This is a genomic window from Bradyrhizobium sp. CCGE-LA001, assembly GCF_000296215.2.
Classification (GTDB): Bacteria; Pseudomonadota; Alphaproteobacteria; order Rhizobiales; family Xanthobacteraceae; genus Bradyrhizobium.
In genome coordinates this window covers 5259044-5271388 of the sequence record NZ_CP013949.1, presented here as the reverse complement: position 1 = coordinate 5271388, position 12345 = coordinate 5259044, and the positions used below count along the sequence as shown (strand labels likewise).

Below are 12345 nucleotides of genomic sequence, written 5' to 3'. Positions count from 1 at the left end.
CGTTGACGCCGCATGGCAAAATCGTCCCGCGCTCCCTGGAAACGCCAAAACCCGCGCAAGCGAGCGGGCAAGGCGTCCAAGCATCTCAGTCCCGCGCAGAAGTCGGCCGCGAAGAAGCGTGCCCGCCGTGCCGGCCGCCGCTATCCCAACCTCGTGGACAACATGCGCATGGCAGCGAAGAAAACGTCTAAGTCGAAATCGAAAGCCAAATCTTCAAAGGCTAAAAAATCCACGAAGAAGTCGGCGAAGAAGACCCGAAAGCGGACAGCGAAGACAGCCGCAAAGGCTAAGCGTCGCGCTTCGGCCAAAGAAAAAGACCCGCGTGGCGGCCTGACCGCCGCGGGCCGCAAGGCGTTCGCACGCAAGCAGGGCGCGCATCTGCGGCCCGGCGTCACCAAGAAAGCGTCGGAGATGACGCCGCAGGAGATGCGTCGCAAGGGCAGTTGGGCCGTGCGCTTCTATGGCCGCGCGAAGCTGCCGCCGCTGGTCGATGCCAAGGGGCGTCCGACCCGGCACGCGCTCTCCGCACATGCCTGGGGCGAGCCAGTTCCGAGGACGGTGGCAGCGGCACGGCGCATCGCGGCGAAGGGCGAGCGCCTCCTGGCACGCTATCGGCGCACCAAGGCGAGAGGCTAGCGCATCGTCGCCAGCTCGACGGCGCGGCCGGGCGCGCCGATGACCTTCACCTGATCCTTGCCGCAGGTGAAGCCGCGGGCGAAATCGTCGGCGGCCTTGCGGGCGAGCTCATTGGCGGTCGGGTTGGCGATGGCATCGACATAGGCGACGTGGCAGACCGGGCCTGGGGGCAGCCGGGTCACCACCAGCATGGCCTTGGTGTTTGGCCGTCCCTGCTTGTCGGGATCGCCATTGTCGGCGATGTGCCAGCGCTGGATGATCGCAAACGGCTTGGCGTCCGAGCTGCGCCATTCCACGGTGTTTTCCGATGAATTGAACGGTGCGAACCAGACATTGGCCGCCGGTTCCTTGGCCGCCTGCTTGTGGTTGCGGCCGACCGAGACGATTTCGCGCAGATCGTCCTCGGCGATCAGCACCATCAGGCCGTCCTTGCCCGGGCACACGCGCGTGGTGCTACCGTCGAGCTCGCTGGGCTTGCCGACCGGGCGGCAATCCTTCGGCGCCGACGAGGTGTAGCTGCTGCCCACCGATTGGGCGTGGGCGCAGCCGAGGCCGGCGCAGATCAGCAGCGCCGTGAGGGAGAGAGCGGTAATACGGATCATGATGACGCTTCGGTGCGGCTGGAACTCCGTCCCATCAGACGCCTTGATTGTGGGCAAGGTTCAATCAACGCCGCCGGACACCTGACAGCGGCGCGGAATCGTTCTAGAAGAGCGGCTTCGCTTTAAGCCGTTCCGGCCTCGTTCGCGTCCTCGTTCCCTCTGATCATGCCAGCCACATCCACGAACAAACCCTATCGCGTCGGCCGCTCCAAGACCGGGCTCGGCCTCTTCGCCACCAAGCCGATCAAGAAGGGGACCCGGATCATCCGCTATTTCGGACCGATCCTGGATTCCAGGATTCCGGCGCATGACGAGATCGAGAACAAATATCTGTTCGAGCTCAACGGGCGCTGGACCATCGACGGCTCGGTGCGCAAGAACCTCGCCCGCTACATCAACCATTCCTGCCGTCCCAACGCGGAATCCGACGTCCGCCCGCGTGAGCGCAAGGTCTTCATCCGCGCGATCAGGAACATCGAGCCCGGCGACGAGATCAACTACGATTACGGCACCGACTATTTCAAAGCCTATTTGAAGCCGATCGGCTGCAAGTGCGACTCCTGTGAGAAGAAGCGCAAGAAGCTGCGCGCCGAGGCGCGGGCGGAAGCCGCCAAGGTGAAGGCGCGCAAGGCCAAGAAGGCGGGCGCGACGAGCCCCAAGAACAAGGCCGCCAAAAAGAAGAAGCTCAACGGTCACACCTTCGCCAAGGCGAACGGACGCGCGCGAGCCTGAGCTTAGGCATTTTCTGGAATAGTCGGTCGCCCGGCCGAGCCGGGCGACGACTGCGCGTGGTGAGCGGGTCTAGCTACGCCGCCACGACGCTCCCGCTCTTCCGCAATCCCACATATTGCAGCTCGGCGAATACGCCGGTCGCAATCGCCTGTGCCACGACCATCAGCACGCCGGCAACATTCGGCGACACCGCGCCCGAAAGCAGCAGCGCGATACTGCCGATTGTCCAGGCCGCATTGCCGATCACGACCAGCAGCACGAGCGCCCTGGGAACGGACGCGCGTGCGGCGAGCCAGCCCACCAGCGCGGTGTAGGCGATCAGGAACAGGCCGGCTTCGCGCAGCAGCACCTCGGGCAGGCTGAACAGCGCGCCGAACGCGCTTGCGCCGAAAGTGAAGCCGAGCGCGGCGACGCCGCTGAAGACGGCGTCGGCGAAGAGTGCACGGCGCAGGAAAGTGGAGGCTTCGATCATCGTGGTTCTCCTTGGTTGAGGTGGGAAGGGACGTCAGCGCACGCCGCGCCACCAAGCGCGGACGATGCGGGCGAGGCGGAACGGGCAGAGGCTCTTGCCGACGCCATGCTCGAAGGCGACGACCTGCGCGACGACGTAGTCACCGGTCGAATGCACGAGCGGCTCGGGCATGTTGAGGCTCCGCGCCAGCATGCGGGTTGCGAAAGCCACGGCCCAGGGCAGGACGTGGTCTGCGATGGTCCGGTAGAGCAGCAGCGCGATCATGGTCATCTCCTATCGTGATGGAAGATGAGCCGGCGCGAGGGGGAATTCGATTACCTCGCTGGTAATGGAAGCACCGAAATCCGCATGCTAGGTTTTTGGTCATGAACGCACATGCATCCACCGCACGCACCGAACGCAGCCAGCCGGTCCATATCGGCGACCATTTGCGCGAATGGCGGCAGCGCCGCCGCATGAGCCAGCTCGATCTCGCCGGCGAAGCGGAGATCTCGGCGCGGCATCTGAGCTTCGTCGAGACCGGCCGTGCCGCGCCCTCGCGCGACATGGTGCTGAGGCTCGCCGAACGCCTCGACGTGCCCTTGCGTGAACGCAACGTGCTGCTGGTGGCCGCGGGCTACGCGCCGGCCTTCCAGCAGCGTCCGCTGGAGGATCCTGCCTTGAAATCAGCCCGCCAGGCGATCGACCTCGTCCTGAAGGCGCATGAGCCCAATCCCGCACTCGCGGTGGACCGGCACTGGAATCTGGTCTCCGCCAACCGCATGGTTGCTCCGCTGCTCGACGGCATCCCGCAGCATCTGCTCGGCCAGCCCGTCAACGTGCTGCGGCTCGCCTTCCATCCCGAGGCGCTGGCCCCGCGCACGGTCAACCTCGCGGAATGGTGCGGGCATCTCCTGGAGCGGCTGCATCGGCAATGCGAGGCGACGGCCGATCCTGAATTGATCAAGCTCTACAACGATCTCAAGAGCTATCCCATGCCGGCGCGGTCGGCGCCGCTGTCGAGCGACAATGTCGCGATCCCTTTCAAGCTGCGACACGGAAGCGAGATCCTGAGCTTCTTCTCCACCACCATGGTGTTCGGCACGCCCGTCGACATCACCCTGTCGGAGCTGGCGCTGGAGACCTTCTTCCCGGCGGACGAGCGCACCGCGGAACGGCTGAAGCAGATGGCGGCGAGCCTTTCCTAACTGGCTTTCCTAGCGGCGTTTACAGCGCGCAGCGGCGCTCGCATAATCGGCGGATGGATACACGATCCTCCCGGCCGTTGCGGCCGGCCAATCCGGTCGGCGATCTCTTGCGCGCCTGGCGCATGCGCCGTGCATTGAGTCAGGCGGAGCTGGCGTTCGAGGCCGGCATCTCGGTCAAGCATCTCAGCCACGTCGAGACGGCCAAGGCGGCGGCCAGCCGGGACATCCTGCTCCAGCTCGCCTCAGCGCTCGATCTGTCGCTGCGCGACCGCAACGCGTTGCTCGAGGCCGGCGGCTTCGCGCGGCAATATGGCGAGCGCGATCTCGCCGCGCCGGAGCTCGCCGATGCGCGGCGCGCCATCGATCTCCTGCTGCGACGGCACGATCCGTTCCCTGCCATCGTGACCGACCGGCGCTGGAACGTGAAGCAGGCCAATCGCGCCGCCACACGCCTGATGACCATGCTGCTCGGGCCCGAGCGCATGCAGCGCCCGCTCAACCACATGCGCATGTTCCTTGCGCCGAACGAGCTCAAGCCATTCGTCGAGAACTGGCCGATCGTTGCGGCAGCGCTGCTGTCGCGGGCGCGCCATGAAGCCATGGCCGCGCCGCTCGACGACGCCCTGCAATCGACCTGGCGCGACTTGATGCGCTTGCCGGATTTACCTGCGCCTCAGCTCGAGGACAACGCCGTGCCGGGGCCGCTCTGCGAGGTGCGGCTGCGCAGGGGCGAGATCGGCATCGGCCTGATCGGCGCGGTCCTGACGCTCGGCACGCCGCAGGACGTGACGCTCCAGGAGCTCCGCGTCGAGATGTTCATGCCTGTTGATGCCGCGTCCGAAGCGACGCTGATCGCACTTGCCGCTCAGGACGCCTGAGCCTGCGCGGCCTCGCGCCGCTCGAAGGTCATCGCCTGCATCACCTCCGCGAACGGACCTTTGCGGTCGCTCAGCGTTGCCGTGGTGAGGCCCGCGCCATTGGCGCCGACGCGGGTCGCGGCGCGGATCAGGATCCAATCGCCCTCCGGCGGACGGAAGAAATAGAGGCTGATCTCGGGGTTGATGAAGGTCCAGCTGCGCATGTCGACGATCTGCGCGACGCCGCTGGAAAAGTCCGCGGCCTGCACGGCCTGGAGCATCGGCGTGTTCGGCTCGCCTTCGACCAATGCCGCGTCGAGCCGCATCCAGGCGGCCGCAGGGCCTGGATTTTCCAGCGCGCCCTCGATCAGCCGCACCGAGACGTTCTGGAAATAGCGGCTCCATTTCTGCGCGAAGGCCGGCGGCGGGCTTCCGTCCTCCGGCGCCTTCTCTGGCGCCGCTGGCCCGGCGAACGGATTAGGCGGCGACTCGCCGCCCTGCGCCGTCAGCAGCGCCGTGCAGCGGCCGATCTCGGTTTCGCCGTCCATCAGCCGCACCTGCACGGTCTTGGCCTTGCGGCCGTCGCGCAGCCATTCAGTTGCGGTCTTGAAGGCCCGCAGGCCCGCCGGTCGCCACAGGTCGAAAGTCAGGCGCCGCACCGCAAAGCCTGATTGGGTCGCGAGCCGCTCGACCTCGCGGGCCATCAGGGCCGTGGTGGCGCTTCCCTGCAACATGTCCGGCGACCAGGGACCGCCGGCATGCTCCGTCGCCCGGAAATGATGGCCTTCTGGCCTGAAAATGGCTGTCATGGCAGTCTCCCGCTGGCTCGATCGTGGCCGCGAGTATCGGAGCAGGGCAGGCCCCTCACAATAACCGCAGAGGTGAAGTCGTGAGCCATGCGGGGCGGGCGGCTTGCGCAGCCTCCGGTTCGGCTTATCTTCCGGCGGACCCGCTGAATGCCCGAAGGAGGCACCGCCATGAGCACGCTGAAACCGCTCCAGATCGACGTCGTCTCCGATGTGGTGTGCCCCTGGTGTTATATCGGCAAGCACCGCATCGAAAGCGCGCTGGCGCTTGTGCCAGACGTTCCGGTCAAGCTCAATTTCCGGCCCTTCTTTCTCAATCCGTGGGTGCCGCGCGAAGGCATCAGCCGCGAGGCCTATCTTACCCAGAAGTTCGGCTCGGTCGAAGCCTACAAGGGCATCGCCGGGCGCGTCGTTGCGGCGGCGGGCGAGGAGGGGCTGATCTATAAGCCCGAGCTGGTGGCGCGTCAGCCCAACACCACCGATTGCCATCGCCTGATCCTCTGGGCCGAGGCGATCGGTAAGGCCCCGGAGATGAAGCAGCGTCTGATGGAGCTCTATTTCCGCGACGGCGGCGACCTCACCGACGTGAATGTGCTGGTGCAGGCGGCTGCCGATATCGGTCTCGACCCCGAAGATGTGCGCAAGCGCCTTGCCACCGACGAGGATGTCGCGCGCGTGTCGGCCGATGCGCAGGAGGCCGCCGAGAAGGGCATCTCCGGCGTACCCACCTACGTCTTCGCTCAGAAATACGCCGTCTCCGGCGCGCAGGATCCGAACCTGCTCGCCCGCGCCATCCGCCAGGTCTCGGCAGAGATCAACGCCGAGGCGGCGGAGTAAGCTGGCCTATTTGCGAAGTAAGCGAACGGCGCGGCGCGCGGCCGCGTAGGCGGCGTCGTGCGCCACCAGCGCCCCGTGAATCAGTGCCACTACCGGATCGTGCCGCCGTAGCGGGATCAGCACGTCGCCGATCGCGAAGCGTCCGCGCCAGATCGGGTTGATCATGGGATGATCGGCACTCGCGGTCGAATCCGCGCTTGTAATGGCCGGATCGGCGCAGAGATGGCGCGTGAGGTCGAGCGTGAGCTGCACGCCCGGCGAATATTTTGCAAAGCGCTCGTCGATGCCGAGCTTGAAGAAAAAGGCGCGATCCTGGTGACGCAGCACGATGCCGGCGGCGACCGCTGTCGTGCCGGCTCGAAGCGTGATGATCTCGACTTGCGCGGTTTCCGCCAGCGCCGGCACGGCCCGGCGGATGAAGGTGGCATCGCCCGCATGCTGGATCAGCGCGGTGCCGCGCTTGCCCTTCCAGCCGCTGGCCTCAAGTTGCAGGAACGTTTCGAGCGCCGGCCCGATCTCGTCGCGCCCTCGCGCGATTTCGAACGCGACAGGACCCTTTTCTTCGAGCCGGTGGCGCTGCCGGCGCAGCTCCTTGAGCTTCCGGGCGCCGAGGGCTTCGCGTAGCAGCGCATCGCCGTCCTGCGTCGCATCGAGGCTGGCGCGGATGTAGGAGCTGAGCACGCGCGGCTTCAGGCCGTCGCGATCGAGAACGTGATTGAGCGCGGTCATCGCCGCGCCGTCGAGCGCGACGTCGTTCAGCACAAGCGCATGGGCTCCGGCCGCGCGCGCTTGCCGCAACAGCTGCGCGGCGCCCTCGATGGAGGCGTCCCGGTCGATCAGCGGGCTGCACAGCGTGCCATAGGGATGCGCGCTCACCAGCGCGGGCAGGGGAATCTTCCAGGCGCGCCAGAGCGAAGTCACCGGCATCAGCCCAATCAGCCGCGTCGAAGAAGCGTCGAAGGCGGTGAGCGCCGACGCATCCGTGCGGCCGCGCGCCGTCGCGCTGACGGCGAGCTCCCAGCCGGGCAGGTAATAGCCGTTCGGCTCGATTGCGCGCTGCGCGAGCGCACGCCATTGACCGGCATCGATCGAGGTGAGCGGAATGCGCGCGCGGCCGGCCATGGCATCGCTTGCCGATGCCGGATTGATCGCTGCCTGCTGCGCGATGTCGACCACGTCCCATCATCCCCATTCACGCGGGCCAAGACCGCGTTACTGTCATGCTTAGCGTAAAGATTGGAAAATACCGTTGGGACGCCGCGTCAATTCGAATGGTAGTATTAACGTCTCGTTGAGCATCCGTGCGCCCGATCGCTGGTCGTATCGATGGATGCACAGGGATTGTTCTGGACCTGGAGAATCACGATGATCGCGACGCCTTTCACGCCAATGGCATCGCTCCTGGGCGGCGCGCTGATCGGGGTGTCCGCCGTTCTGCTGATGTGGGCGAACGGACGTATCGCCGGGGTCAGCGGCATCGCGGCGCGGCTGTTTCCGCCTTACGAAGACGGCGAATTTGCCGGCCGCCTCGCCTTCGTCGCCGGTCTCGTCGCCGCCCCCGTGCTGGTCCTGCTCGTCACCGGACGACTTCCTGCGCAGACGATCGCGACCGGGCCGGCCGTTTTGATCGTCGCGGGATTCCTCACCGGCTTCGGTTCGGTGTGGGGCAGTGGCTGTACGTCCGGCCATGGCGTCTGCGGCCTGTCCCGCCTCTCGGCGCGCTCACTGGTCGCGACCATCACCTTCATAACGACGGCCGTTGCGACGGTCTTCGTTATGCGGCACTGGAGCTGACGGCGATGGCCATTCTCGTTCAATTCGCGATCGGCCTGATCTTTGGTCTCGGCCTCATCGTGTCGGGCATGTCGGACCCGGCCAAGGTTCTCAACTTCCTCGACCTCGGTGGTATTCCCGCGGGGACGTGGGATGCGAGCCTTGCGTTCGTGATGGCCGGTGCCGTCGCAGTGACCTTCATCGGCTTCAACCGTGTCCTGAAGCACGCACGTCCGGTCTTCGCCGAGCGGTTTTATCTTCCCTCACGAAGGGACATCGATGTCAGGATCATCGCAGGTCCCGCGATCTTCGGCATCGGCTGGGGATTGGCAGGCTTCTGTCCGGGACCGGCCTTGACCGCGCTCGGACTTGGCTCGACTTCGGCGTTCATCTTCGTCGCGGCGATGTTTGCCGGCATGGTGCTTGCCCGGTTCATCGCGCATTCGCCGGCGGCGCGCATCGTCACGCCGGCCGACTCACTTGAAGCCTGACCGAATGGGACCGGGCGAGTCTTCGCTCGTTCGGTCCCATCCCGCCCATCGTGACGTCATCGATTACCAGCGGTCGTTGACACCGACGCCGACGCTGACTCCGGGCGCGCGGATGCCGACGCCGGCGCGCGGGCCGTCGTCATAATGGCGATGATAGGTCCGTCGCTCGTAATATCGATCGCTCGGCATGGTCGCATAGGAGTCGCGCACGATCACGCGCGAGCGGCTGCGGCTGCGGTAGCAATTTCCGTCCTCGTCGCAGACCATCCGCACTTCCTGGATGAGATCGGGATTCATGTATTCGCCGGTCGCATAGACGTCGGCCGCCTTGGCGCCCGTTGCTGCGGCCAACGCACCGACGCCGGCCAACAGCGCAATCGTGAATGTCCTCATCATGTCCTCCTCGAAACTGCCCTCGGCGGTAACAAGAAGGGCAGGCGGCGATCGTTCCCCGCTTTGATGCTGGTTTTTCCCGGAACCCGGCGCTCCGCAAGGCGGTTGTTCCTAGATCGGCTCGTAAGTCTCGGTCCCGCAGATGTCGTCGCCTTCCGCGCGTCGGCGATCGACGACCTTTCCGCCCATGATCGTCACGATGTAGGTCTGAGCGCCCAGCGGCGTCCCGGTTGCCGAGGTGAGCTGCGCGCGGACGCATGCCGTCCAGCCCGCTCCGCGCACCTCACGATGGGGCGGTGCAACGTGCACCTCGCGCGGATAGGACGTGCTGAGGAAGACGACGTCGATCTGCTCACGCACCACGCGCTTGACGTCGGGGACCGGTTCGGGCGGCGGCTGCTCGGCTTCCTTCATGCGCATGAACTCGGGCACCGGCGCCCGGCTGTCGGCAAAGCCGCATCCACCGAGCGCGAGCGCGCCGGCGAACAGCGCCGCATGAGCAATGATCCGCAACATCCGTGGAGGTCCCCTGCGGGCCAACAGATAGGCACGAATGCGATCCGGCGAAGTCAGGCCCGATCAAGTTTTGCTGAAGCCTTAGAACCCGCGGCATTTGCTAATACGGGAATGCAGGCTAGTTTGTGCCCCAGACGAGGGGGATTGCATCGATGAGGGTTTTGGTCATAGCCGCCGCATTGCTGGCGTTGGCGACCGGAGCGGCCGAGGCGCAGGGTCGGCGCCAGCCCAATGAAGGGACCAAGCAGGGGGACAACAAGCCCAAGGTCGACGAGAAGGCCTACAAGGCCGCACTCGATCGCATTCCCGAGCCCAAGGATAAGTATGATCCGTGGGGCGGGGCGCGCCCGAGCGAGCCCGCCAAGAAGACGAAATAGAACGCGGAGATTCCGATGGCTCCCGCCCCTCGCCACTGCGAGGGATCGCGGCACCTCGATCGGCGACAGCGTCGCCGCGTTTCGGCTGACGCTGCGCCGACATTGTGGTCGCGCACCATCGATCGTCCTGGCGGACGATTTCTCGCGGTCTCATCGATGATCGTACTCGCGATCGTCGTGCTCGCGATCGCAAGCCTGCGTTGACGTCGCCGCCGTCGTACCACGCAATCATAATCGTATTGTGGATGTGATGCGAACGCGTGTTCACATCGCGTACGTCATTGCACGAAGCGAGGCCTACGCGCCGGTCGCTGCGCCAAACAGGGCGGCAATTCCGCACGAAATTGTCACACGCAATACTGGCGTTACTTGCACAGCGCTTCAGACTTCGTTTACGACGTCGAAGCGGCGAGTCACTTCCCGCAGACTTTTCCTGCAAGCCCTTTCCTTTATGGCGTTACGCGCCGATGGAGATTCCGATGAAGACCACGCTTTCGCTTCTGTTCGCCGCGGCGCTTTCGCTGTCGTCGATGCCCGCCCAGGCCGCCAAGTGGGACCTCTCGACCATGAGCTGCAAGCAATTCCTCGATAGTGGGGAAGACAACATCGCGGTCGTGCTGACCTGGATGGACGGCTGGTACAAGGGCGACGAGGACAACGCGATCATCGACACCGAGGTGTTCATTGAGAATGCCAAGAAGTTCGGTGCCTATTGCGGAAAGAATCCGACCGTCAGTGTCGTCACCGCGGCCGACGAAATTCTCGGCAAGTAGTTCCTAGGAGCGTACCGCCTGAAGCGCGGCCGCAATCGCGCTTGTCTCTCGCTTCGATGCAAATGTGTTCGACAAAAACGTGATGCAGAGCCGCGGTGCGCCTTGCGCTGCCGCGGCTCTCTTTTTTTGGGAAGATGCTCAGCCCGGCAGCATCGCGAACGCGCTCGACACCATCGCGACCGGCTTGTTGTCGGAGGCCGACAGCAGGGTGACGCGGCCAAAGCTCATGGTGCGCCCGAGTCGGACCACGCGGGCATCCGCAAGCACGTCCGAGGCGCTGGCCGCGCGCATGAAATGGGTGGTCTGGTCGACCGTGGTCATCGGACGATAGCCGCGATTGGCGGCGAAGATCGCGATCACCATCGCGGTGTCGGCGAGCGCCATCAGCGCCTGGCCGCAGACGATGCCGCCGTTGCGGCACAGCCGCTCCGAAAACGGCATGCGCAAGACCGCGCCCGGCTGCCAGTCCGGCGCGTCCGCAGGCTGTGCGATCTCGATGCGCTCGACCGAAAGGCCGAGATCCTGAACCCAGGGCGCAAAGACCTCGCCGAGGATGCGTCCGGCCTCCGTGATGCCGAACTCGGCGTTGGGCTGCATTGGCATTACTGTCGTTCCCTCCATTGTTGCCGGATGTTTCCGCGGCATTCTGCGCGTATCGGCGTGGCAAAGTCACCCGGTCCGGCGCCGGCCCGGTCGGCTTGAAAATGCCCGACTTCGCCCGATATGATGCCGCGCTTGGGTACGGGTGGATGATGTTGCGTCGATGTGTCCTGGTCTTTTGTCTGGCTGCGCTCGGCCTTGTGCTGAACGGGTGCACCAGATGCGGGCCGATCTGGGACGACTGGCTGCATGCGCCGAAATCGTGCAGATCGGACCGGTTGTAACGGCCATGCAGCCCTGGGGTTGCGCTTCGCCGCGACAAGGACGACAAGGCGCGGGCGATCCGCGCGTCATGGATGATCAAGGAGTGGATGATGAAGTTTTTCCGTTTGGCCGCGGTGCTGGCCGTGCTGGCGGGACCTGCCTATGCGCAAATGCCCCAGCTCAATTTGCTGCAGGATGCGCCGAGCAAGACCCCCGAGGAGAAGGCGGCCGAAGCCGAACGTGACAAGGCTTACAAGGAAACGCTGAAGAAGATTCCGGACACCAAGACGTCCAACGATCCCTGGGGCGGCATGCGCTCCGATCCGCCGAAGCAGTCGGCGGCGCCGAAGGCCTCGGCCGCGACCAGCGCACCGAAGAAGAAATCCGGCACGGCCGCCAATTGACCCTGCGCCGATCGGAGGCGGCTGAGGCCTCCGATCGGGACTCCCCTTTGCCTTGCCGGCCTCCTACATTCCGCGAAAGCGTATTGCGTCAAGGAGGCGTGACATGGCCGATCGCCCGCGGGATCTCGCCGAGCGCATGGCGCGCCGGCGCAAAGCAGGCGGCAAGGCGGGCCATGCGACCGGCGACGGCTATCTGCGCGAGACCTTCACGCTGCCGCGCGCGGCGGCGCGGGCGAGGGCGGAGGCCTTCTTCGCCCGCTATCCCAAGGCGGGTTACATGAGCGCGGTCGAGACCTGGCGCGAACTGCCCGGCGGCGACATCGAATTCACCATGCGCCGGCTGCCCAGCGCCGATTAGGGCCGCACTCCTAGTCTAGCGTTTCCGAGACGATGCGAATCCGGAACACCGGCTCCTTGGTCTCGTCCAGAAGCTCCATGTGCCATTCGGAATTTTCTTGGAGCTTGCGCGCAATGCCGGCGGCCATGTCGGCGCAGACATTGGTCATCTCCTTCCACGCCGACTCGCGATCGGCAAATTCCGACGCCTGATCCGCGCAGCCGGAATAGCGGCCGTTCCGGATTCGAAAAAAATAGAGCGGCATGGCTGGCACCGATCGCGCGTGAT

General features: G+C 65.4%; 20 protein-coding genes. 11 read left to right on the top strand and 9 right to left on the bottom strand.

Annotated elements, in window-relative coordinates; genetic code table 11:
* The first annotated feature begins 12 nt into the window (after window positions 1-12).
* A complete protein-coding gene (locus BCCGELA001_RS37340; RefSeq protein WP_008567026.1) occupies window positions 13-636 on the top strand; it encodes a DUF6321 domain-containing protein in 624 nt (207 codons plus the stop codon).
* Here BCCGELA001_RS37340 and BCCGELA001_RS24720 read toward each other — a convergent pair.
* On the bottom strand, window positions 633-1238 hold the full coding sequence (locus BCCGELA001_RS24720) for a hypothetical protein (protein ID WP_060736533.1): 606 nt from the start codon (window positions 1236-1238) through the stop codon (window positions 633-635). The two genes, BCCGELA001_RS37340 and BCCGELA001_RS24720, sit on opposite strands and share 4 nt — an antisense overlap.
* 165 nt (window positions 1239-1403) lie before the next feature.
* Between BCCGELA001_RS24720 and BCCGELA001_RS24715 the strand changes: the two genes are divergently transcribed.
* Window positions 1404-1970 carry an SET domain-containing protein gene (locus BCCGELA001_RS24715; protein WP_008564016.1) on the top strand — a complete coding sequence of 189 codons (567 nt, stop codon included), beginning with the start codon at window positions 1404-1406 and terminating at the stop codon, window positions 1968-1970.
* A 73-nt stretch (window positions 1971-2043) separates the two neighbouring features.
* On the opposite strand, the gene BCCGELA001_RS24710 is transcribed toward BCCGELA001_RS24715, so the two are convergent.
* Both BCCGELA001_RS24710 and BCCGELA001_RS24705 read right to left on the bottom strand, forming a co-directional pair.
* Complete coding sequence (locus BCCGELA001_RS24710) at window positions 2044-2442, bottom strand: hypothetical protein (RefSeq protein ID WP_008564019.1); 399 nt, start codon at window positions 2440-2442, stop codon at window positions 2044-2046.
* A gap of 33 nt (window positions 2443-2475) precedes the next feature.
* Window positions 2476-2706: a hypothetical protein gene (locus tag BCCGELA001_RS24705; protein WP_083543385.1), complete on the bottom strand. Its 231-nt coding sequence runs from the start codon at window positions 2704-2706 to the stop codon at window positions 2476-2478.
* Between the two features lie 101 nt (window positions 2707-2807).
* Between BCCGELA001_RS24705 and BCCGELA001_RS24700 the strand changes: the two genes are divergently transcribed.
* Entirely contained in the window at window positions 2808-3629 is an 822-nt protein-coding gene (locus tag BCCGELA001_RS24700; RefSeq protein WP_008564023.1) for a helix-turn-helix domain-containing protein, read from the top strand.
* Between the two features lie 53 nt (window positions 3630-3682).
* Window positions 3683-4507: a helix-turn-helix domain-containing protein gene (locus BCCGELA001_RS24695; RefSeq protein WP_060736532.1), complete on the top strand. Its 825-nt coding sequence runs from the start codon at window positions 3683-3685 to the stop codon at window positions 4505-4507.
* On the opposite strand, the gene BCCGELA001_RS24690 is transcribed toward BCCGELA001_RS24695, so the two are convergent.
* Window positions 4495-5295 carry a thioesterase family protein gene (locus tag BCCGELA001_RS24690; protein WP_008564038.1) on the bottom strand — a complete coding sequence of 267 codons (801 nt, stop codon included), beginning with the start codon at window positions 5293-5295 and terminating at the stop codon, window positions 4495-4497. The two genes, BCCGELA001_RS24695 and BCCGELA001_RS24690, sit on opposite strands and share 13 nt — an antisense overlap.
* 168 nt (window positions 5296-5463) lie before the next feature.
* On the opposite strand from BCCGELA001_RS24690, the gene BCCGELA001_RS24685 reads away from it, so the two are divergent.
* Entirely contained in the window at window positions 5464-6129 is a 666-nt protein-coding gene (locus tag BCCGELA001_RS24685; RefSeq protein WP_008564040.1) for a DsbA family oxidoreductase, read from the top strand.
* A 6-nt stretch (window positions 6130-6135) separates the two neighbouring features.
* On the opposite strand, the gene BCCGELA001_RS24680 is transcribed toward BCCGELA001_RS24685, so the two are convergent.
* Window positions 6136-7305 carry a GNAT family N-acetyltransferase gene (locus BCCGELA001_RS24680; RefSeq protein WP_060736531.1) on the bottom strand — a complete coding sequence of 390 codons (1170 nt, stop codon included), beginning with the start codon at window positions 7303-7305 and terminating at the stop codon, window positions 6136-6138.
* A gap of 189 nt (window positions 7306-7494) precedes the next feature.
* Between BCCGELA001_RS24680 and BCCGELA001_RS24675 the strand changes: the two genes are divergently transcribed.
* Together BCCGELA001_RS24675 and BCCGELA001_RS24670 are read left to right on the top strand one after the other, a co-directional pair.
* Window positions 7495-7923 (top strand): YeeE/YedE family protein, encoded by a 429-nt coding sequence (locus tag BCCGELA001_RS24675; protein ID WP_060737812.1) that lies wholly within the window; start codon window positions 7495-7497, stop codon window positions 7921-7923.
* Window positions 7924-7928: 5 nt separating this feature from the next.
* On the top strand, window positions 7929-8393 hold the full coding sequence (locus BCCGELA001_RS24670; protein ID WP_008564049.1) for a DUF6691 family protein: 465 nt from the start codon (window positions 7929-7931) through the stop codon (window positions 8391-8393).
* Window positions 8394-8456: 63 nt separating this feature from the next.
* On the opposite strand, the gene BCCGELA001_RS24665 is transcribed toward BCCGELA001_RS24670, so the two are convergent.
* Both BCCGELA001_RS24665 and BCCGELA001_RS24660 read right to left on the bottom strand, forming a co-directional pair.
* Window positions 8457-8789 (bottom strand): hypothetical protein, encoded by a 333-nt coding sequence (locus tag BCCGELA001_RS24665; RefSeq protein WP_008564051.1) that lies wholly within the window; start codon window positions 8787-8789, stop codon window positions 8457-8459.
* 108 nt (window positions 8790-8897) lie between these two features.
* A complete protein-coding gene (locus BCCGELA001_RS24660) occupies window positions 8898-9302 on the bottom strand; it encodes a hypothetical protein (protein WP_008564053.1) in 405 nt (134 codons plus the stop codon).
* A gap of 152 nt (window positions 9303-9454) precedes the next feature.
* On the opposite strand from BCCGELA001_RS24660, the gene BCCGELA001_RS24655 reads away from it, so the two are divergent.
* Window positions 9455-9679, top strand: a complete 225-nt coding sequence (locus BCCGELA001_RS24655) for a hypothetical protein (RefSeq protein WP_060736530.1) — start codon at window positions 9455-9457, stop codon at window positions 9677-9679.
* 479 nt (window positions 9680-10158) lie between these two features.
* Window positions 10159-10452: an HdeA family protein gene (locus BCCGELA001_RS24650; protein WP_060736529.1), complete on the top strand. Its 294-nt coding sequence runs from the start codon at window positions 10159-10161 to the stop codon at window positions 10450-10452.
* A 138-nt stretch (window positions 10453-10590) separates the two neighbouring features.
* Here the strand turns inward: BCCGELA001_RS24650 and BCCGELA001_RS24645 are convergent, their stop codons facing one another.
* Window positions 10591-11055, bottom strand: coding sequence for a PaaI family thioesterase (locus BCCGELA001_RS24645; protein ID WP_060736528.1), 465 nt, complete (start codon window positions 11053-11055; stop codon window positions 10591-10593).
* Between the two features lie 371 nt (window positions 11056-11426).
* Between BCCGELA001_RS24645 and BCCGELA001_RS24640 the strand changes: the two genes are divergently transcribed.
* Complete coding sequence (locus BCCGELA001_RS24640; RefSeq protein WP_060737811.1) at window positions 11427-11720, top strand: hypothetical protein; 294 nt, start codon at window positions 11427-11429, stop codon at window positions 11718-11720.
* Window positions 11721-11823: 103 nt separating this feature from the next.
* The gene (locus tag BCCGELA001_RS24635; protein WP_060736527.1) at window positions 11824-12078 is read left to right on the top strand and encodes a hypothetical protein; all 255 of its coding nucleotides are present in this window, start codon (window positions 11824-11826) and stop codon (window positions 12076-12078) included.
* A 10-nt stretch (window positions 12079-12088) separates the two neighbouring features.
* Here BCCGELA001_RS24635 and BCCGELA001_RS24630 read toward each other — a convergent pair whose 3' ends face one another.
* Window positions 12089-12322 (bottom strand): DUF6894 family protein, encoded by a 234-nt coding sequence (locus tag BCCGELA001_RS24630; RefSeq protein ID WP_060736526.1) that lies wholly within the window; start codon window positions 12320-12322, stop codon window positions 12089-12091.
* Window positions 12323-12345: the final 23 nt, after the last annotated feature.

What these genes read in the sequence shown, in the direction of transcription:
- BCCGELA001_RS24705 (WP_083543385.1), bottom strand. Translation starts at nt 2,706, where the DNA reads ATGATCGCGCTGCTGCTCTACCGGACCATCGCAGACCACGTCCTGCCC.
- BCCGELA001_RS24645 (WP_060736528.1), bottom strand. Translation starts at nt 11,055, where the DNA reads ATGCCAATGCAGCCCAACGCCGAGTTCGGCATCACGGAGGCCGGACGC.
- BCCGELA001_RS24640 (WP_060737811.1), top strand. Translation starts at nt 11,427, where the DNA reads ATGAAGTTTTTCCGTTTGGCCGCGGTGCTGGCCGTGCTGGCGGGACCT.
- BCCGELA001_RS24685 (WP_008564040.1), top strand. Translation starts at nt 5,464, where the DNA reads ATGAGCACGCTGAAACCGCTCCAGATCGACGTCGTCTCCGATGTGGTG.
- BCCGELA001_RS24630 (WP_060736526.1), bottom strand. Translation starts at nt 12,322, where the DNA reads ATGCCGCTCTATTTTTTTCGAATCCGGAACGGCCGCTATTCCGGCTGC.
- BCCGELA001_RS24660 (WP_008564053.1), bottom strand. Translation starts at nt 9,302, where the DNA reads ATGTTGCGGATCATTGCTCATGCGGCGCTGTTCGCCGGCGCGCTCGCG.
- BCCGELA001_RS24695 (WP_060736532.1), top strand. Translation starts at nt 3,683, where the DNA reads ATGGATACACGATCCTCCCGGCCGTTGCGGCCGGCCAATCCGGTCGGC.
- BCCGELA001_RS24690 (WP_008564038.1), bottom strand. Translation starts at nt 5,295, where the DNA reads ATGACAGCCATTTTCAGGCCAGAAGGCCATCATTTCCGGGCGACGGAG.
- BCCGELA001_RS37340 (WP_008567026.1), top strand. Translation starts at nt 13, where the DNA reads ATGGCAAAATCGTCCCGCGCTCCCTGGAAACGCCAAAACCCGCGCAAG.
- BCCGELA001_RS24720 (WP_060736533.1), bottom strand. Translation starts at nt 1,238, where the DNA reads ATGATCCGTATTACCGCTCTCTCCCTCACGGCGCTGCTGATCTGCGCC.
- BCCGELA001_RS24700 (WP_008564023.1), top strand. Translation starts at nt 2,808, where the DNA reads ATGAACGCACATGCATCCACCGCACGCACCGAACGCAGCCAGCCGGTC.
- BCCGELA001_RS24665 (WP_008564051.1), bottom strand. Translation starts at nt 8,789, where the DNA reads ATGATGAGGACATTCACGATTGCGCTGTTGGCCGGCGTCGGTGCGTTG.
- BCCGELA001_RS24715 (WP_008564016.1), top strand. Translation starts at nt 1,404, where the DNA reads ATGCCAGCCACATCCACGAACAAACCCTATCGCGTCGGCCGCTCCAAG.
- BCCGELA001_RS24710 (WP_008564019.1), bottom strand. Translation starts at nt 2,442, where the DNA reads ATGATCGAAGCCTCCACTTTCCTGCGCCGTGCACTCTTCGCCGACGCC.
- BCCGELA001_RS24650 (WP_060736529.1), top strand. Translation starts at nt 10,159, where the DNA reads ATGAAGACCACGCTTTCGCTTCTGTTCGCCGCGGCGCTTTCGCTGTCG.
- BCCGELA001_RS24635 (WP_060736527.1), top strand. Translation starts at nt 11,824, where the DNA reads ATGGCCGATCGCCCGCGGGATCTCGCCGAGCGCATGGCGCGCCGGCGC.
- BCCGELA001_RS24675 (WP_060737812.1), top strand. Translation starts at nt 7,495, where the DNA reads ATGATCGCGACGCCTTTCACGCCAATGGCATCGCTCCTGGGCGGCGCG.
- BCCGELA001_RS24655 (WP_060736530.1), top strand. Translation starts at nt 9,455, where the DNA reads ATGAGGGTTTTGGTCATAGCCGCCGCATTGCTGGCGTTGGCGACCGGA.
- BCCGELA001_RS24670 (WP_008564049.1), top strand. Translation starts at nt 7,929, where the DNA reads ATGGCCATTCTCGTTCAATTCGCGATCGGCCTGATCTTTGGTCTCGGC.